The 18,479-nt window shown below is 67.9% G+C and carries 15 protein-coding genes; 10 read left to right on the plus strand and 5 right to left on the minus strand.

Annotation, left to right across the window (positions count from 1 at the left end; genetic code table 11):
* Positions 1-71: 71 nt before the first annotated feature.
* From ACFC96_RS42645 to ACFC96_RS42660, 4 genes are all read right to left on the minus strand, one after another.
* Positions 72-1,439 carry a flavin monoamine oxidase family protein gene (locus ACFC96_RS42645; RefSeq protein WP_376617877.1) on the minus strand — a complete coding sequence of 456 codons (1,368 nt, stop codon included), beginning with the start codon at positions 1,437-1,439 and terminating at the stop codon, positions 72-74.
* A gap of 7 nt (positions 1,440-1,446) precedes the next feature.
* Positions 1,447-1,827 (minus strand): hotdog domain-containing protein, encoded by a 381-nt coding sequence (locus tag ACFC96_RS42650; RefSeq protein WP_376617879.1) that lies wholly within the window; start codon positions 1,825-1,827, stop codon positions 1,447-1,449.
* Entirely contained in the window at positions 1,824-3,485 is a 1,662-nt protein-coding gene (locus tag ACFC96_RS42655; protein ID WP_376617881.1) for a flavin-containing monooxygenase, read from the minus strand. The genes ACFC96_RS42650 and ACFC96_RS42655 overlap by 4 nt, the downstream gene beginning before the upstream one ends.
* A 114-nt stretch (positions 3,486-3,599) precedes the next feature.
* Positions 3,600-4,583 carry an alpha/beta hydrolase gene (locus ACFC96_RS42660; RefSeq protein ID WP_376617883.1) on the minus strand — a complete coding sequence of 328 codons (984 nt, stop codon included), beginning with the start codon at positions 4,581-4,583 and terminating at the stop codon, positions 3,600-3,602.
* 171 nt (positions 4,584-4,754) lie between these two features.
* Between ACFC96_RS42660 and ACFC96_RS42665 the strand changes: the two genes are divergently transcribed.
* From ACFC96_RS42665 to ACFC96_RS42690, 6 genes are all read left to right on the plus strand, one after another.
* Positions 4,755-5,417 (plus strand): hypothetical protein, encoded by a 663-nt coding sequence (locus ACFC96_RS42665; protein WP_376617885.1) that lies wholly within the window; start codon positions 4,755-4,757, stop codon positions 5,415-5,417.
* Entirely contained in the window at positions 5,410-6,783 is a 1,374-nt protein-coding gene (locus ACFC96_RS42670) for a glutamine synthetase family protein (protein ID WP_376617887.1), read from the plus strand. The genes ACFC96_RS42665 and ACFC96_RS42670 overlap by 8 nt, the downstream gene beginning before the upstream one ends.
* Positions 6,780-7,589, plus strand: a complete 810-nt coding sequence (locus ACFC96_RS42675; RefSeq protein ID WP_376226541.1) for a gamma-glutamyl-gamma-aminobutyrate hydrolase family protein — start codon at positions 6,780-6,782, stop codon at positions 7,587-7,589. Before ACFC96_RS42670 ends, ACFC96_RS42675 begins: the two co-directional genes overlap by 4 nt.
* A complete protein-coding gene (locus ACFC96_RS42680) occupies positions 7,586-9,994 on the plus strand; it encodes an AMP-binding protein (protein WP_376617889.1) in 2,409 nt (802 codons plus the stop codon). Before ACFC96_RS42675 ends, ACFC96_RS42680 begins: the two co-directional genes overlap by 4 nt.
* Positions 9,995-10,063: 69 nt before the next feature.
* On the plus strand, positions 10,064-11,161 hold the full coding sequence (locus tag ACFC96_RS42685; protein ID WP_376617890.1) for a Zn-dependent alcohol dehydrogenase: 1,098 nt from the start codon (positions 10,064-10,066) through the stop codon (positions 11,159-11,161).
* A gap of 28 nt (positions 11,162-11,189) precedes the next feature.
* Entirely contained in the window at positions 11,190-12,653 is a 1,464-nt protein-coding gene (locus ACFC96_RS42690; RefSeq protein WP_376617892.1) for an aldehyde dehydrogenase family protein, read from the plus strand.
* Between the two features lie 181 nt (positions 12,654-12,834).
* On the opposite strand, the gene ACFC96_RS42695 is transcribed toward ACFC96_RS42690, so the two are convergent.
* A complete protein-coding gene (locus tag ACFC96_RS42695) occupies positions 12,835-13,407 on the minus strand; it encodes a TetR/AcrR family transcriptional regulator (protein WP_340457855.1) in 573 nt (190 codons plus the stop codon).
* Between the two features lie 242 nt (positions 13,408-13,649).
* On the opposite strand from ACFC96_RS42695, the gene ACFC96_RS42700 reads away from it, so the two are divergent.
* The 4 genes from ACFC96_RS42700 to ACFC96_RS42715 all read left to right on the plus strand — a co-directional run bounded on the left by ACFC96_RS42700 (position 13,650) and on the right by ACFC96_RS42715 (position 18,412).
* Positions 13,650-14,549 (plus strand): phytanoyl-CoA dioxygenase family protein, encoded by a 900-nt coding sequence (locus tag ACFC96_RS42700; RefSeq protein WP_376617894.1) that lies wholly within the window; start codon positions 13,650-13,652, stop codon positions 14,547-14,549.
* Positions 14,550-14,566: 17 nt separating this feature from the next.
* Positions 14,567-16,207 carry an MFS transporter gene (locus tag ACFC96_RS42705; RefSeq protein WP_376617896.1) on the plus strand — a complete coding sequence of 547 codons (1,641 nt, stop codon included), beginning with the start codon at positions 14,567-14,569 and terminating at the stop codon, positions 16,205-16,207.
* 140 nt (positions 16,208-16,347) lie between these two features.
* A complete protein-coding gene (locus ACFC96_RS42710; RefSeq protein WP_376224712.1) occupies positions 16,348-17,043 on the plus strand; it encodes a transporter in 696 nt (231 codons plus the stop codon).
* Positions 17,030-18,412 carry an NAD(P)/FAD-dependent oxidoreductase gene (locus tag ACFC96_RS42715; protein WP_376617897.1) on the plus strand — a complete coding sequence of 461 codons (1,383 nt, stop codon included), beginning with the start codon at positions 17,030-17,032 and terminating at the stop codon, positions 18,410-18,412. Before ACFC96_RS42710 ends, ACFC96_RS42715 begins: the two co-directional genes overlap by 14 nt.
* Positions 18,413-18,479: the final 67 nt, after the last annotated feature.

The raw sequence follows: 18,479 nt of genomic DNA on the forward strand, positions 1-18,479 counted from the left end.
ATCGTGGGCCGACGATGTCGGGGCGTGGCCGCCGGCGCGGGCGGCCGAGGAATGCGGTGAGTGTCGGATCGTCAGCGCACCGGGCGGGACAGGCTCGCCAGAACCTGCTCCGCGGCCCGCTCACCCGATGAGGCCGCGTCGGCGAGTGATGGCATGTCGAGCTGGTAGTCGCCGGCCAGGTAGACGGGGCCGAGGTGTTGGCGCAGCGTCGGCAGCGAGGCACGTCCGCCGGGTGGCCAGAACGGTACGACCCGGGGGTGACGTCGGACGATCCCCTCGTCGAGCTTCCCCTCGAGCTCGGGGTAGAGCGAGAGGAGGTCTGTGGTGAATCGAGTGACGATCTCCTCATCGGTGAGCTCGAACAGGCTGTCTGCCACCGCGCCGCCCGCAAAGCAGGCCAGCGCGCCGCCCGGCTTTCGTGGGCCAGGACCGCGCAGGGCCGCGGCATGGTTGAACATCGCCTGGAACGACAGCTGGGGCGTCGACACAGCGATGTAATCGTCCCATCGCTGGGGGCCCTCCTCGCGGGTGAAGTAGCCCACCACCACGTACCGGCCGTAGTGAATGTCGTCGAACGCGGCCCGATACCCAGGTGTAAGGCCGGGCATGATCTTCACAGCCACGTCGCTGGGAACGGCGACGATCGCACGGCGGGCGCGTATCCGCGCCGGTCCGTTCTCGTCCGCGTAGTCCACGACGACGCCGTCCTCGGTCCACTGCACCGACCTCACCGGCGAGTTCAGACGCAGCCGATCGCCGAGGTCGGCGGCCAGGATGTCGGTGAGGGTCTGGTTTCCTCCCGCCGGCAGGGAGAAGTTCGGAACCTTCGCCGGGTCCGTCAGGAGTATCCCCATCGAGATCGCGAACTGGGTCGCCGCTGTCTCCTCCGGCTCGCATCCCATCCATTGCCCGGACCAGGACCGGACCATCGCCCGCGCGACTTCGGAGTGAACGCCGCGCAGCACGTACGACGCGGGGCGTGCGTCGAGTGCCGCCCGGACCCGCCTCGCCAGGGACTTGTCGGGGTTCATCTCCAGGAACGGTACGGCCGCGAGGATGCGAGCGCCGACGGTCGCCAGACCGACCCGGTCCATGAAGGTCATCCGGGAGCGGAACATCAGGCCGAACGGATTTGAGGTGTCGACCTGCTTTCCGTGGAGTGCGAGGGCCACTTTCTTGCCCGCCAGCGTCCCCATGGGGATCTGGTGGCGTTCGAGGGCTTCGATCAGGGTGCCGGTTCCCTCGGTGAACTGGGTTCCGAGGTTGATCCAGTAGTCGCCCTGGCGCACCGACTCCACGCGCCCCCCGGCCCGACCGGTGGCTTCGAGCACGACGACGTCCCGATCGGACAGGGTGGTCGCGGCCATCAACCCCGCGATGCCGGCACCGACCACGATGATCTCGCACGCCTCTTCACGTGCGTCTGGTGATGCATTCATCGCTGCATCAACTCCCGTTCTTGGTTGCTTCGGCAGGGACGACACCCGTCCCTCGGGCGCGAGTAGCGACGATGGGGTGGGCGAGTACCTCCGCTCGGCCGGTCTCGTCCAGGGCTCGGCAGATGATGCGCAGTTCGAACTCGACCGTTCGACTGCGGTTGCCCTTGGACGCGAGGCGCGCCTCGACCTCGATGACGTCTCCGCCGCGGATCGGGGCGAGAAACTCGACCGAGGAGTACCCGGCAAAGAGGCTCTCGTGGCCGTCGCCGGTGATCGCCAGGTGGGTTCCGGCATCACCGAACAGCTTCAGGCTGTACGCGCCGTCGACGAGGTTGCCGGCGTAGTGGGCATCGGAGTAGGCGACGTAGCGCTGGTGGACGACGTTCACGCGATCTCCTCGGTGATGCGGCCCATCCCGGGGGCAACCGCCTGTCCGCCGATCCTGACGCCGGGGTAGCCGCGCTTGGCGATCTCGGTGCACATGCGGCGGTACTTGCCGACGCCGCCGACGTAGCCGAGGAAGGTGGTCGGCTTGCCGGTCACGTTGGAGCCGCGGTACCAGGAGTCGGTGGTCGCGTAGAGCGTCTGGCCGACCGTGGCCTCGGTGATGTTCACCCAGTCGTCCTGGGCCTCGGTGGTGGGTTCGATGACATCGCTTCCTTCGGCCTTGGCATGGGTGATCAGGTCGGTGATCCAGTCGACCGCCTGCTCGATCGTCACGACGACGTTGCTGGCGAGTGCGGGGCTCTGGGGGCCGCCGATCATGAAGAAGTTGGGGAATCCGGCGGTCATGGTGCCCAGGTAGGTGCGTACGCCGTCGCTCCATGCTTCCTGGAGCGTGCCTGCCTCCGGCGTCGCGATGTTGAGTGCGTACAGGGGGCCGGTGAAGGCGTCGAAACCGATCGCGAGCACGATGGCGTCAACGGTGTAGGAGCCGCGCTCGGTGATGATGCTGTCGGAGGTCATGGTCGCGATCGGCTCATCACGCAGCGACACGAGCGAGACGTTCGGACGGTTGAACGTCTCGTAGAAGTCGGTTCCGAAGCAGCTGCGCTTGGCGCCCAGCGGGTGGAACCGGGGCTCGAGCAGGGACGCGGTCCGCGGATCACGGACGATCTGACGGATCTTGTGACGCATGAAGTCGGCCGCAGTCTCGTTGGCCTTCAGGTCGGTGAGGAGGTCGGCGAACTCCGCGCCGACGCCCTGGAATCCGCTGCGTTCGTAGGCCCGCTCGTAGCGCTCCTGACGCTCCTCGGCGGAGACGTCGAAGGCGCAGTCGGTCACGGGTCGGTCCGGGATTCCGCCGGGGGACTGCCGGCACTCCTCGCGGATGGCGGGGTAGTTGCTCTTGATCTCGGCGACTCTCTGCGCGGGCAGTGGGGCGTTGCGGGCGGGGAAGACGTAGTTGGGGGTTCGCTGGAACACGGTGACGTGGTCGGCCACTTCGGCGATGAGGGGTATGCACTGCACGCCTGACGATCCCGTGCCGATGACGGCGACCCGCTTGCCGGCGAGGTCGTCGAGCGAGATCGTCCAGCGGCTCGTCGACACCGTCAGCCCGGTGAAGTTCTTAAGGCCGGGTACGTCGAAGTCCTTCGGCGTCGACAGTCCGCCCGAGCCGGCCAGCAGGTAGCGGCCACGGCGGGTATCGCCGGAGTCGAGGGTCAGCTCCCACAGGTGCTCGTCCGGGAGCCAGTTCGCAGCGATCACTTTGGTGTTGAACCGGAAGTGCCGACGAAGGCCGAAGCGGTCGGCGACGTGGTTGATATAGCTCAGGATCTCCGCCTGCGGGGCGAAGCGCTCGCTCCAGGTCCACTCCTGCTGGAGTTCCTCGCTGAACGAGTACGAGTAGTAGATGCTCTCGACGTCACAACGGGCGCCGGGATACGTGTTCCAGAGCCAGGTGCCGCCGACATCGGGGGCGGTCTCGAACCCGGCGAACGTCCAGCCCTGCTCGGCCGCCTTGTAGGCGGCGTACAGGCCGGAGAACCCGGCGCCGACGCACAGGACATCGACGATCGGGGGCGTGGAGGAGGTGGCGGTCATGTTCTCTGCCTTCTCGTGTCCAAGGGGCTGACAGACAGCATTGAGCTAGTCATTTGACTATGTCGAATGACTAAGAATGTAACTACGGGCTATGACCTCGTCAATGCCCGGCTGTCATCGAGAAGTCGAGGCTGAGGCGGCGACGCCTCGCAGGTGCCGGGCCACGTCGTCGATCGCCGCGTCGGTCCGGGCGAAGACGCCGACCTCGGTGAAGAAGCCGTGGAACACGCCCGAGTGGCGAACGGCGGTGGTGGGTACGCCGTCGCGTCGCAGCCGTTCGGCGTACGCCTCGGCGTCGTCACGCAGAGGGTCGACCTCGGCGGTGAGGACCAGGGCCGACGGCAACCCGCTTAGGGACGCCGTCTTCATGGGGGCTGCGTACTGATCGACGCCGCCCTGGCGGTCCGGGCCGATGTACTGCTCCCAGAACCAGCGGGCATCGGCTGCAGTCAGCAGGGGTGCGTCGGCGAACCGGGTCCAGGACGGCGTGCAGAACCGGTCGTCGACCGCGGGATAGACGAGGACCTGCGACGCCGGGAGCGGGAGTCCGCGGTCCCGGAGGTGGAGGCAGAGCGCAGCGGCGAGGTTGCCGCCTGCGGAGTCGCCGCCGACGGCGATCATGTCCGGATCGATGCCCGCGTCGAGGGCCGATCTGCGAAGCCAGGCCAGCGTGTCGAGCGAGTCCTCAAGGGCCGCCGGGTAGGGGTGCTCCGGGGCAAGCCGGTACTCCAGGGAGAGCGCGAGCCACCCGGACCGAGCGGCGATGGCGCGGCAGACCTCGTCCACTCCGTCGAGGGTTCCGAGGACGAACCCGCCTCCGTGGAGATATAGCAGGGCCGGCCGCAGGTCCTTGGCCGGCGAGCCGGGTGGGTGGTAGAGGCGCGCGCGCAGTGGTCCGGAACGGGTCGGGACGGTCACCGCCTCGACCCGGTCGAGGGGCGTCAGTGGACGGTCGGGCGGCGTGCTCGCGAGCAGCTCGCGCGCCGCCTGGGCTCCGAGCTCGCGGACAGGTGTGGTCAGCGTCTCGGCGATCGCCTGGGCGACGAGCAGCGCGTCGGCGTCGAGGCGCTCCCAGCTCGGTGGGACTGGCTTGGTCATGCGCGGGGGCCTTTCCGGCGAGGTGGCAGGGAGGTGTTGACACGTTGTGATCCGTGCCCCACCATCCTAGTCACGCGTTTGAGTCAGATGACTAAGAAGCGCGGATCGCCAGAGCCCCTGCGGCGTCCACACCCGTCGTCGCGTGGCTCTTGAAGTCGAAAGGACCGAAGCATGACCGGAACCATGACGGCCCCCGCGTCGACCTCTGCGGGTGCCGCAGAGGTCGACGTCAGGATCGAGGACGACGCGAGTCCCCTCGTCCGACTGATCGGCCGTACGCTGCGTGACTCCGCCCGGGCCGGGCATGCCATCGACACCCTGACCAGGTCGGCCGGCACCGTTGCCGTTCACTCCCACGACACGCCCCAGGCCGCCACGGTCAGCTTCGGCGACAACGGAATCGACGTGTCCAGCGGCGTACTGGTAGAGCCGGACGCCGCCGTCACGGTCGACCTCAACGCGCGTTTCGCGCCGACGGCGGACCCCTCCGGTGACGCCGACCTGGCCGGCGGCGTCCTGCAGGCGCTCACGCCGCCGCTGCCCGGGTGGCGTGATGCCGCTCAGCGGTTCTGGGACGCGACACGTTCACTGCCGGGCATTCCCGACGTGCTGATCGCCGTCACCGAAGGGCCGGAGGGCCTGGAGCAGGCCGTGCTCGGCGACGGCCCCACGCAGTACCTGATCGCCGGAGCTCCCGAGACGCTCGCCGGTGTGTTCTGCGGAGCGGACGACCTCTTCGCTGTCCTGTCCTCGGGCGCCCTGGGCATCCAGGGCACCCTCTCGCAGCTGTCCGTGATGACCGGCGCGTCCTGGAAGGTTCGTTACGATGTCTGAGCTCAGCACCACCGCCACCCGCGCGCCGCTCCGCGACTCCGCCACGCGAGCCGTCCGGCTCGAGGCGACGAACCACGAGGGATGCTTCCTCGGCAAGAACGTCTCGCCCAAGAAGTACGCGGCGGGCAAGGACGCAGGGTTCGCCTTCGCGGACCTCCTGTTCGGCCTTGACCTCGGCAACCTTCCCGCCTTCGGTGCCGCCTTCCCCGCCTGGCGTGGCCACCTCGACGACGTCTACCTCCGCCCCGACGCGTCGACCCTGGTCGAGTGGAAGCCGGGCCTGGACGCGGTCATCGGTGACTACTGGCTCAAGGACGGCACACCGGTCCCGATATGTCCGCGCAACCTCGCGCGGAAGATGGTCGAGCGTCTGGCAGGGCTCGGATTCACCGCGACCGTCGCGGTCGAGATCGAGGCGACCGTCTTCGAGGAGTCGATCCACGAGGCGCGTGCCCGCGGGTACCGCGACCTGACCCCCTTGGGCGGCAGCGCGGGTACGGCGTACCACCTCGCCAAGTCGAAGGACTGGCGCGACTACATGAACGCCGTGGCCGACCGCCTCGACGAGGTCGGCATCGAGTGGGAGGCCTGGAGCGACGAGGACGCCGCCGGCCAGGTCGAGCTCAACATCGCACCTGGCGATCCGATCAAGGTCGGCGACGCCTGGGCGCGAACCCGCCAGATCATGCGCGAGGTCGCCTTCGAGCGCGGGCACAGCGTGACCTTCATGGCCAAGCCCACCGCCGGATACGGCCAGGCATCCCACATCAACCTCTCCCTGCAGCAGGGCGGCGCCAACGCGTTCTACGCCGAGAACGGACCGTCGGACACGATGCTGCACGCCATCGGTGGGCTGCTGGCGACCATGGAGGGCAACACCTCGATCGTGCTGCCGCAGATCACGTCGTACCGGCGGCTGGTCGACCTCAGTGGACCTCCGGTCACGATCAGCTGGGGCATCAGCAACAAGACCGCCGCGGTGCGCGCCGTCTGCGGACACCCCAAGTACTCCCGCCTCGAGTACCGCCTCCCGGGCGCGGACGCGAACCTCTACCTCGCGCTCGCGGGCGTGCTGGCCGGCGTCATCGCCGGCGTCGAGCGGAAGATCGACCCGCCCGAGCAGGTCACCGACATGGCGTGGTGCCTGCCGCCGGGCCTGGGCATCGAGCGGATCCCGGACACCATCACGAAGGCCGCGGCGGCCCTGGACGCCGACCCGATCCTGCGCGAACTCCTCGGCGACGAGTTCGTCGACTGCTGGATCGCGTCGCGCAAGTGGGAGTGGATGCAGTTCCACACCGCCGGCGGCGACCCGTTCGCGGAGCTCTCGCCGTGGGAGTCGACTCGCTACTTCGAACTGCCGTGAGCGCGCGCGAGGAGGCCGCGACCGTGCGCCCGCTGATCGGCATCACCGGGCGCCGGTACCGGCTGGACCTGATCAAGGGAGCCGACAAGCGGTACGGCGACCGTTGCGCCGACAGCTACATGTCGGACTTCGCGAGCCGGATCGCGCAGGCCGGCGGACTTCCGGTGCACCTGTCGTACGACACCGACGCGACGGACATCTGCCAGTGGCTGTCCGGTGTGGTGATCACCGGCGGACAGGACGTCCATCCGGCGTGCTGGGGTGGCGACACGTCAGTGGTCCGCGACATCGATCCACGGACGGATCCGACGGCCCACGACGTGGCTCGGGACGAGTACGAGATCGAGCTCGTCCGAGCCGCGCTGGAGCGGGGGATTCCCGTGCTGGGTGTGTGCCGCGGCCTGCAGGTGCTCAACGTCGCCCTCGGCGGCACGCTCGTCGCCGATCTTCCGCCCGGCTCCGTGAGTCACCTGTCCACGAAGGCCGCGCCGACCGACGGCACCGCTGATCACCTGGTGACCTTCGAGAAGGGCTCCATCGCCGCCGACCTGTTCGGCGAGCACGCGCTGACCAACTCCTGGCACCACCAGGCCGTCGACCGCTGTGGCGCCGGCCTGGTCGTGACGGGACGCACGAGCGACGGCGTGATCGAGTCGGTGGAGCTCCCCGGTGCTCCGGTGCTCGCAGTCCAGTGGCACCCGGAGTGGATGAAGAGCGCAGACCCGGCGATGACATGGATCGTCCAGGCCGCGGCGGAGCTGCTCGCGGCCCACCGCGGTGAACAGACGCACAGGAGCGTGCGATGACGGAGAACGTGGCAGCCGAGCGAGGCGGTCGCACCCAGGCGCGTCCCGCGCCGGTGGTGAAGCCCGAACAACTCGGTGAGGACCCCACCATCCCGACCCTGACCGAGCTGCTGTCACGGCGCGCACAGGATTCACCGCAACGGGAGTTCCTGCGCTTCGGCGAACGGTCATGGAGCTTCGCCGCCATCGACGCATGGAGTTCCAGGCTGGCGCACCGGCTGATCGAGCTCGACGGCATACAGCCGGGCGACCGTGTCGCGATCATGCTCCCGAACGTCGTGCACTGGCCGGTCATTTGGCTCGCTGCACTCAAGGCCGGAGCGGTCGCAGTGCCGATCAACTCCTCCTACCAGCGGGGCGACCTCGCCTTCGTCCTCCGGGACTCGGGTGCACGCGTCGCCTTCACCGACACCGAACGGTCCGGGCTGATCGCCGACGTCCTGGCAACGGAGGACCGGCTCGCCGACCTCCGCGTCGTCGACGTCGCCGACGACGGGAGCGAGCCGTTCCCGCAGACGGCGCCGGCGGTGCCGGTCGACGCCGGGACACTGGCGAACCTGCAGTACACCTCCGGCACGACAGGCTTCCCCAAGGCGTGCATGCTCACCCACGACTACTGGGTCCGGCTGGCCTGGACCTGTGCGGCGGCGACCGCCCTCGGAACCGAGGACGTACTCCTGACGGCCCAGCCGTTCTCCTACATGGATCCGCAGTGGAACACGGCGCTCGCACTCACGATCGGGGCCCCGTTGGTCGTGCTGCCCCGGTTCTCCGCGTCCACCTTCATGGCGGACGTCCGCCGGCACCACGCGACCTTCATCTACGTCCTCGGGTCGATGCCCACGCTGTTGTTCAAGCAGCCGCCCGCGCCCGAGGACCGCGACAACGAAGTACGCCACGTGCTCTGTTCGGGCATTCCCGTCGGTCTCCACCCACAGCTGGAGGAGCGATGGGGCGCACCGTGGCGGGAGATCTACGGGATGACCGAGTCCGGTGTCGACCTGTTCAGTCCGTTCGCCGACGCCGGCGCCGTCGGGAGCGGCAGCCTGGGGCGGCCGGTGCCGACCAAGCAGGTCCGCGTCGTCGACCCCGACGGCATCGAGGTGCCGGCCGGCGATCCCGGTGAGCTGGTCGTCTCGGGCAAGCCCATGATGAGCGGTTACTGGAACCGCCCACAGGACACGGCAAGGGTCTTGCGTGACGGCTGGCTCCACACCGGTGACGTCGTCGTGCGACAGCGCGACCACGGCATCCAACTGGTCGGAAGGATCAAGGACATGGTGCGCCGCGGCGGCGAGAACGTCGCGAGCGTCGAGGTCGAGGCCGCCCTCGAGCGCGATGACGTGGTCGTCGCGGCCGCGGTCGTCGCCGAACCCGACGAAACCCTCGGTGAAGAGGTCAAGGCCTTCGTCCAGCTGGCTGCCGGCGTGCCGGCCGATCGTGCGACAGCCGAGGAGATCGTCGAGCGGGCCCGCAAGGAACTCGCTCGCTTCAAGGTGCCGCGCTACATCGAGTTCGTCGCCGACTTCCCGCGGACGCCGTCCGAACGCATCTCCAAGCCGGCCCTCAAGGCACGCGCCGCGGACGATCCCGGCGTGACGCACGACCTCGGTGCACGACGGAACAAGACGGCGGCACGTACCGCTTCCGACGGAGGATTCCTCGACGTCGACGTCATGCGGGGCGTTGCGGTGCTGACGCTCAGGCGTCCCGAGAAGCTCAACGCCATGGACGTCGCCACCCGGCTGCGGCTGGCCACGGTCATCCGCGAGTTCGGGACCGGCGACAGCGTGCGCGGGATCGTGCTCACCGGCGAGGGGCGAGCCTTCTCCGCGGGGGAGGACCTCCAGAGCGCGCCGTCCACGGACGCCGAACTCCGCGAGGCGTTCGCAAGCTTCCACGACATCACCCGGGCCATCCTGCAGACGCAGGTACCCGTGGTCGCGGCGGTCAACGGACTCGCGGTCGGGGGAGCCTCGGAGATCACTCTGTGTTGCGACGCTCGCATCGGAACCCGGGCGACGGAGTACTACCAGCCGGAGAACGGTCGGGGCATCACGATCTCGAACGCGTCCAGCGTGCTGCTCAGGCGCCTCATCGGGAGCCATGCGATGCGCATGGTGCTCGGATCGCCTCGGGTCCTGGCCGACGAGGCGCTGCGCATCGGGCTCCTGGACGAGATCGTCGAGCCCGACGCCCTGATCGGCCGGGCCATCGACACCGTCATCGAGTGGACGCCCGAGGGGAACACGACCGCCCTCCACCTGGCTCTCCTGCGCCCTCAGACAGAGGAGGTCGAAGCGGCCTTCGCCCGTGAGGACCTCGCTGCGTGGAAGGCGTGGGAGAGCGGAGTCCTCAGTGCGGGGATCGGGGGCTTCCTGTCCGGCAGGGGCACCGGCGCGTAAGCCGCGCCCTGAGCTCGCCATCACCTTCGACAGACCAATCCCACAGGAACCGACAGAGGGGACGTCGACATGATCGACACCCAGGCCGCGGTACTCACCGCGGTCAACAAGCCGCTCGAGCTGACCGACATCCGGGTGGACGACCCGGAGCCGCACGAGGTGCGGGTCGCGGTCACGAACGTGGGGCTGTGCCACAGCGACCTGCACTACATGACGGGGACGGTTCCGACCGGCCTGCCGGTCGTGGTCGGGCACGAGGTGGCGGGCGTAATCGAGGCGGTCGGGTCACAGGTGTCCGGCCTGCGTCCCGGGGACCGCGTGGTCGGCGCGCTGACACCCTCCTGTGGCCGCTGCACCAACTGTGAGGCAGGACGGTCGACCCAGTGCCGTCGTGTCGAGGAGGTACGCCGCCGTCCGCGGCCCGCGTTCCAGACCACGGACGGCAGGCCGATCGAGCGGCTCGGCGACGTCGGGGCTTTCTCCCGGCACGTCCTCATGCGGGAGAACGCTCTGGTGCGGCTCCCTGACGAGGTACCGCTGCACGTCGGGTGCCTCTTGGCCTGCTGCGTCATCACCGGAATCGGCGCCGTCTTCCGCGGCGCCCAGGTGAGGCCGGGCAGCACAGTGGCGGTCATCGGCTGTGGCGGCGTCGGCTCGGCCATCATCCAGGGGGCCAGGCTCGCCGGAGCATCGGCGATCGTTGCCATCGACCTGGACGACGCACGGCTCAAGGCCGCGCGCGGCTACGGCGCGACCCACGTCATCAACGGCGCAGACGGCGACGTCGTCGCGGAACTCCACCGCCAGTTGGGCGACGGAGCGGACTACTCCTTCGAGGCGGTCGGCTCGGCCCGTACCGCGGCGACGGCCTTGGCCCTCCTGCGCCCGACAGGAACCGCGTGCTTGGTCGGCATCGCGCCCGCAAGTACCGAACTCAGCATCCCGGCATCGGACTTCTTCTTCGAGGAGAAGCGACTCATCGGCTCCTACATGGGCTCAGGTCAAGCGCGGCAGGACATCCTCCAGCTCGCGCTCCTGTACCAGCAGGGACGCCTGCTGCTCGACGAGATGGTGACGCGGGTCATCCCCTTCGGCGAGATCAACGAGGGCTTCGAGGCGATGAAGTCCGGTGACGTGACCCGCATCGTCGTCGATCTCCAGTCCTGACCGACGAGTGAAAGCAGAGGTGAGCCCCATGGTGAGCAACGAGATCACGATCCCGCAGCCGGTGAACTACATCGCCGACGAGTGGAGCGAGTGCCCGACGGTCGATGACGCCTGGAACGTCGACCCCAACACGCGCGAGCCCGTCCATCGCCTCGTCACGACGGCACCCGACGATCTCGACCGGGCGCTGCAGCACGCGGAGCGCATGTACGACATCGGCCGCTGGGACGAGGACGCCCGGCGGGAGCGCGCGGGCATGCTCGAGCGCGTCGCCGAGATCCTCGAGACGCGAGCCGAGGACATCGCACGGACGGACTCGCTGACCAGCGGGACACCCATCGGCGTCACGCGCAAGGTCGCGGCCTTCCTGCCCGCGAGGATCCGGGCGTCGGCGGCGGACCTGGTGAACATTCCGCGCGTCACCGCGCTGGCGGCCGGTGGCCGCGATGTCCGCCTCCACAAGGTGCCGTGGGGGCCGGCTGCGATCCTCACGCCCTGGAACGGTCCGAGCTTCATTCCCGCGGCCAAGATCGCCAGCGCGATCGCGGCGGGCTGCCCCGTCATCCTCAAGCCCTCGGAGCACGCACCCAGCAGTGCGCAGATCATCGTCGAGTGCTTCGTCGAGGCGGGCCTGCCCAGCGGCGCGCTGCAGCTGGTGCACGGCGGCGGCGAGGTCGGCGCCAGGCTGACTTCCGATTCACGCATCAAGGTCGTCTCGTTCACTGGCGGGCCGGGTGCCGGCCGCGCCATCGCGCGGGCCGGCGCGGAGGACTTCAAGGTCTTGCAGCTGGAGCTCGGCGGGAACAATCCGGTGCTCGTGCTGGACGACGCCGATCTCCACGTCGCTGCCGACGGCATCCTCGACGGCCTGACCAAGCTCAACGGTCAGTGGTGTGAGGGGCCGGGCAAGATCCTCGCTCACCGCAGCCTGGTCGACCCCCTTCTCGAGGCGTTGACCGAGCGGATCTCCAAGCTCGTCGTCGGGCACTCTCTCGACGAGGACGTCGAGATCGGCCCGATCTCCAACGCGCCGCACTTCCACACCCTCAAGAGCAGGATCGAGGGGCTGCGTGACCTCGGGGCGAGCATCCGCCGGCCCGCCCAACTGCCCGAGCTCGACGGCTTCTTCATGTCGCCGACGATCGCCGCCGGCGCCGACCCTGCTCAGGCCACCGCCGAGCTGTTCGGGCCCGTCGTCTCTCTGCACGCCGTGGACTGCGACGAACAGGCGTTGCGCATCGCCAACGCCAACCCCTCAGGCCTCGATGCCTACGTGTTCGGCGCCGACACCGACCGCGCGATCGACGTCGGCTCCCGCGTCATGGCCGGCGAGGTGCGCGTCAACGGCGCCAAGCTCGCCGACCTCGGTGAGGAGTCGGCCCAGAGCTTCTGGGGCCCGGCCGGCATCGGGGGCCACGGACCGGCAGAGTCGGTGCGCGTCTTCTGCGGCGACCGGGTCGTCGGCGTCGACTCGCCCGACCTGTTGTTGTGACAACACCACACATGATCTGTGGGAGGCCCGACCCCGGGCCTCCCGCCGTGCACACCCAGGACGAGCGGCTGCACCACGGACACCTGCAGCCCAAGGGGTCGTCGGCGTCCGTCACTTGATTTCGCCGGGCCGCGCCGGCTCTGCCGTACAACAGCTCGAGCGCAGCGGCGTCATGCGGCAATCACAGTGCTGCAGGCGTAGTTCCGAGCCGAACCGCGAGCCAACTCTCGAGAACCGAGGCGGCGATTTCCATCTGCTCCGTTGCGGCGGACCGATCCCCGTAGGTCAACCAGTTCAGGGCGAAACCGTCGGCCAAGGCGGTCATGACATAGACGATCTGATCGATGGTTTCTGGTTCGACCGGGGGGTCTGAGGGGGCGCTGCGAAGCACAGCACGCGCCGTCTCAAGGGCTTGCTCGTACACCGCGATGCCGCGGCCTTCGTGCTGACGCCGTGCCCAGCTGATGAGCTCCAATGTCGCCGCGGTGAAGCTGGCCGACTCCAGGTAGCACTCCATGACACCGCGCAGCAGTTGGCGAGCTGTGTCCACCAGGTTGGAGTGCGGATCACTGTTTTTGATCACCTCGCGGAACCTGCCGGCCACGAAATCGTAGACATCCGCGAAGAGGTCCTCCTTGGAGTCATAGCAGTAGTGCAGCATCGCCAGGTTCGCCTGCGCCTGCTCGGCGATCCGTCGGGTGGTTGCGCCGTCGATGCCGTGGGTCGCGATGACTTCCACTGCGGCGTTGATCAAGTCGCTACGCCGTTGGGCGACGGAGATCCGTGGCACGAAACCCTCCCGGTGCAAGGCGTCCACATAGTTGGACGCTTGATTAAGTCAAAGCTCAGCCTAGCAGTCGGGTCTGCTGCTGGCCGTGAATTTGTTAGTCATACGTCTTGAACGGATGACTAACTTGCCCTTAGCGTACGAGGCCATCGCAAGGCCGGCTCGGCCCCCCGATCGCGACCCAGCCCCTTCTCAAGAGCGGACCAGTCATGACGAAAAACGAGCTCGCCCGTCTCACTCCCGACGCCACCGCGGACGCCGCGGTCGAGGTGATCATGCGAGACGGCGGCGTGATCATCGAAGGACTCTTCGACGACGCCGTCATCGAAGGCATCAAGAAGGACCTGGACCCCGTCCTGGACAGGGTCGACACGGGCAACGACGAGGTGTTCGCCGGCAACAGGACCAAGCGTGCAAGCGCCCTGTTCGCGCGGACCGAGCACATGGCGACGATCGCGCTGAACCCGTTGTTCCGAGGCGTCGCCCAGCGCATCCTCGACAAGCCGATCAACGTCTTCTTCGGCGAACAGCCCGTGCCCCACCCCGCAGGCATGCACATCGGCGCGACGATGGCCATCAAGATCGGCCCAGGACAGGGCTCGCAACCGCTCCACCGCGACGACTCGGTCTGGCTGTGGCGACACCCCACCTACCAGCGCGAAGCGCGGGTGCAGATCATGGTGGCCGTCAGCGACTTCACCGCCGAGAACGGCGGCACCCTCGTGATTCCGGGCTCCCACCTGTGGGACGACGAGCGCGCACCGCGACTCGAGGAAGCGGTCCCGACCCAGATGAAGGCCGGCTCCGCGCTCATCTGGATCGGCTCCACCTACCACGGCGGTGGCCGGAACACGACCTCGGACGAGCACCGCTTCGGCCTGTCGACGGGCTACGACCTCGCTTTCCTGCGCCCCGAGGAGAACCCCTTCCTCACCTACACGCTCGAGCAGATCCGGTCGTTCCCCAAGGAGATCCAGCGAGCACTCGACTGGTCCTCGGAGCACTACCTCGGCTGGGTCGAGGTCGGTGGGCAGATGTCCGACCCCATGGACCTGCTCAGCCGTGACGACTACACCGCCATCGGCGCCGGGCTCCCGGCTCACCCCTGAGAAAGCCGGCCAAGAACATGGACATCCAAAGAACACTCGGCCGGACCGAAGCGAAGACTCCGACCCGTGTCGCGACCGACAAGAGGGCATTGATCGCTGTCGCCGCCCTGCTGGCCACCGTGACGAACGCGGTGGCATTCATGGTGCCGCCGCTCCTGCCCCTGATCACCTCCAGCTACGCGCACAACTCGGCGAGTGCCGCGACCTGGATCTTCAGCGCACTCACGCTGGGTGGCGGCGCAGGCTTCGTGCTCATCCCACGGTTGACCGACATGCTGAGTGAGCGCGCGATGGCGTTGCTCGCCGGCGGCTTCCTCGTGGGAGGTGCACTGATCGCAGCGATCGCCGACAACTACGTCGCCCTGGTGATCGGATCGGCGCTCCTGGGCTTCGGTAGCGCCGCCCAGTTGCTGCCGCTGAGCTTCCTGCGCCGGCACCTGCCCGGCAACGGCGTGTCGACGGCGGTCATGGTCCTCATCATGGCCACCGGGAGCGGCGTGGTGCTGGGCATGGTGGGCGGCGGAATCTCCGTACGGATCTGGCCACTGCCTACCCACCTCAACGCGGACGGCTCGCTGCCGAGCCTGTCGATTGCGCCCTTCTACTACATCCTGGCCGCGCTCTTCGCCATCACCACCGTCGCCCTGCTGCTGGTCGTACCGAACTCTCCGCCACAGTCCACAGGCCGACTGGGCGTCGTGAACACGATGTGGCTGATCGGCTGGGTGGCCCTCATCCTGTTGCCCCTGAGCGCGCCGCCGGACAGCACCATCGGCAAGAACAGCGCGATGATCCTCCTCGTCGGCGTGGTCGCGGCGGCCGCATGGGTCTTCGCGGAACGCCGGTCCACCAAGCCGGTCTTCGACATCTCGGTGCTGCGCACGCCGTACGTCACCACGGCGTGTCTGTCGGCCGGGCTCTTCGGCTGTATCGATGCCGCATTCCTGGTGCTGGCCAACTACTACGTCCAGACCCCGAACGGCCTGCCCGTCTCGACCGACGGTGGGCTGACGGGCTGGTCGACGAAGTTCGCGGAGTACGGCCTGACCTACGACCCGCTGAAGACGAGCCTGATCATGCTGCCGTTCGCGCTGACGATGTTCATCAGCGGCAAGTATTCCGAGAAGCTCATCGCTCGCGGTCGCCCCGGCGCCATCCTGATAGGCGGCGCCGCGGTCTGCGCGGTCGGCCTGCTGTTCCTGGCCGTTGCTCATGACCGGCCATGGGAGTACGTCGTCGCGTCGGGCGTCATCGGCCTGGGGAGCCGGGCCGGCTACAGCGCCGCCTTCGCCATACCGCAGTTCGTCGTCGCGGAGGAGAAGGCCGGTATGGCGGCCGGAATGCCCGGCACCGTCATGGCCATCGGCATCGCGATCGGTGCCGCAGTCGTCACGATCCTGCTGAACGCATCGGGATTCGTGTACCACTCGATCGACGTCGCCGGCATGACGGCCGGCACGTTGAACCCCTCGATGGTGAACCCCAAGGCTTCGGACTACCTCCTCGAAGGCGCCCACATGCCGAGCGCTCACGCATACACCACGGCCTACTGGGTCTCGCTCGTCTTCCCGGCGCTGGTCATCCTCGCGACGGTGCTGTCGCGACTGCGGCACAAGGGCGGCTTCAGCGCCGTGCTTGAGCAGCACACGCTCGGCTGAGGCAGATACGCGTGCGAGGCGGCGCGTCCTGGACCAGCCCCTCGCTGCGACGGCATCCACGGGTGAAGCAACCCAGCGACCACCGCACAGATTGGATTCCAGCTCAGCAAATCCGGCCCCAACTCAAAGGAACAAGAACCATGAAGGAACTGCTCTTCACGCTGGCCGATCTCTGGATGATCTTCGCCGGCTTCTCCTACGGATGGAAGTTCATTCGACGGTACGGCAACTACCTGCTCGGCCTGGAATGGATGATCGTCGCCACGTCAGGCTCGAACTTCCTCGTGTGGTCCCTGCTCGGAGGCGACCCGGACAGCGTCCTGTACGACATCGCGTACTTCTTCGACGCCTTCTCGAGATCGGTGGGCATCACCCTGATCCTCGTCATGGGTCTGATGCGCGTCACTCGCCGGTACAAGCCGACGCTGACGGTCGACATCGGCGTGTTCGCGCTGGCCATCGTCGCCGGGCTGTATCTCCAGCAGTTCCGCGGCCATGAGCTTCACGTCGGCCCGGCAACGTTCTACGTCGTCGTCAACGCGTTCACGACCCTCTTCCTCGCCTACTTCTCGTGGCGGCTGTGGAAGATCCGTGCCAAGGGCCTGGCCATCGGCGCTGCGCTTGCAACCGCCGCGGGGACCGCCATCGCACTCATATACGACTTCTTCCCGATTCCGGGCGACGACGCGTACCGCACCACCCACTACATCCTCGCCCTCACCACCTGGGGCTTCCAGCTCTTCGTGTACTTCATCTCGTACCGCGCTCTGCACAACCACAACGTGGCGACGGGTGCGGAGCCGGCTGCGAACGAACCGAGCGTTGCTCGGGCTTGAGAGCGCTCGAAAGGAACAACCCATGAAAACCGACAACGTGGAGTACGCCACCTTCAGCGGCTGGGTCGATCCCCCCGCAGACATCCAGCCGGCCCTGACCGGCGACCTCACCTGTGAGGTCGCGGTTGTCGGCGGCGGCCTCGGAGGCATGTCGACGGCGCTACGACTGGCCGAACGAGGTCAGGACGTGATGCTGCTGGAGGCCGAATTCTGCGGACACGGCGCCAGCTCCCGAAACGCCGGGCAACTGGCGGGTGCTCCAGGCGGCGACCTCCAACTCCTCAATCTGCTCTACCGCAAGAAGATGCCCGGCATGATCCGACTCGCCGAGCACGCCGCGCACCACGTGGAAGACCTCATCAAGACGCACGGCATCGACTGCGACTACGAGCCGACGGGCAACTGCTTCGCAGCGGTGTCGCGTGGACAGATGGGCCGAGTACGCCGTGTGGCCAAGATTCTTCAACGCGCCGGCTGCCACGTGGAACTCGGCACGAGCGAAGAACTCGGAATCCCGCGCGGATTCCTCGGCGGGATGCGCGAGGTGGTCGGGGGAATGATGAATCCCGGCAGATTCACCCTGGGTGTGCGCCGCGCACTGCTCGGCTCGTCCGCGCAAGTCTTCGAGCAGACGAAGGTCACCGACGTCACGCGCGACCGCGGTCAGGTAGTCCTCACCACTGCCCAGGGTCAGGTGCGGGCGAACAAAGTGGTTCTGGCGACGAACGCGTACGCGGGAGAGTGGGACATCACTCCTCCACGGCTCTCCGTGCCCATCTACGTCATCGAGGTGGAGACCGAACCCATCGACCCTGGCCGTTTGGCGGCACTGGGGTGGACCAGCCGGTCGGGACTGGTCACCCAGCACAACATCATGGAGAACTACCGCCTGACGCCGCGCAACACCATCGTGTTCGGCGTCCGACGGCTCGAGCGTGGCACGACATATCCACTCTCGCAGAAGAAGCCGGCCCCGGCGCTCGTCGAAGAACTCGCAGAAGCCTTCGCGACACGGTTTCCGGCTCTGTCCGACGTCGCGGTCGAGCGTGCGTGGGGAGGATGGATCGCCATCACCTCGTCATGGCTTCCGCTGGCCGGGCAGATCGAGAAAGACGTCTTCTACTCGATCGCCTGCAACGGCCACGGGCTGGCCCAGGCGCCCTACGTCGGGACCCTCATCGCCGATCTCATCGTCGACGGCGAACAACACGAAGACTTGCAGGGACTGTGGATGAAGGAGCCGAAGTTCCCTCGTCCGATGATGATGAGTCCGCTGGGACTGCGCACCATCTGGGCCGTCGACCGTTTCAACGATCTGGTCAACGGAAGCCGGCGCAATGCCCGGCGAGGCGCGGTGCCTGTGGCCTGACCGCTGGCGCCGGACGGCAGGGTGAAGGACACGCTGTGGCCGAGAGGCCGACAGCGTGTCCGTGCCA

It is taken from the genome of Streptomyces sp. NPDC055955 (genome assembly GCF_042270245.1).
GTDB lineage: Bacteria > Actinomycetota > Actinomycetes > Streptomycetales > Streptomycetaceae > Streptomyces.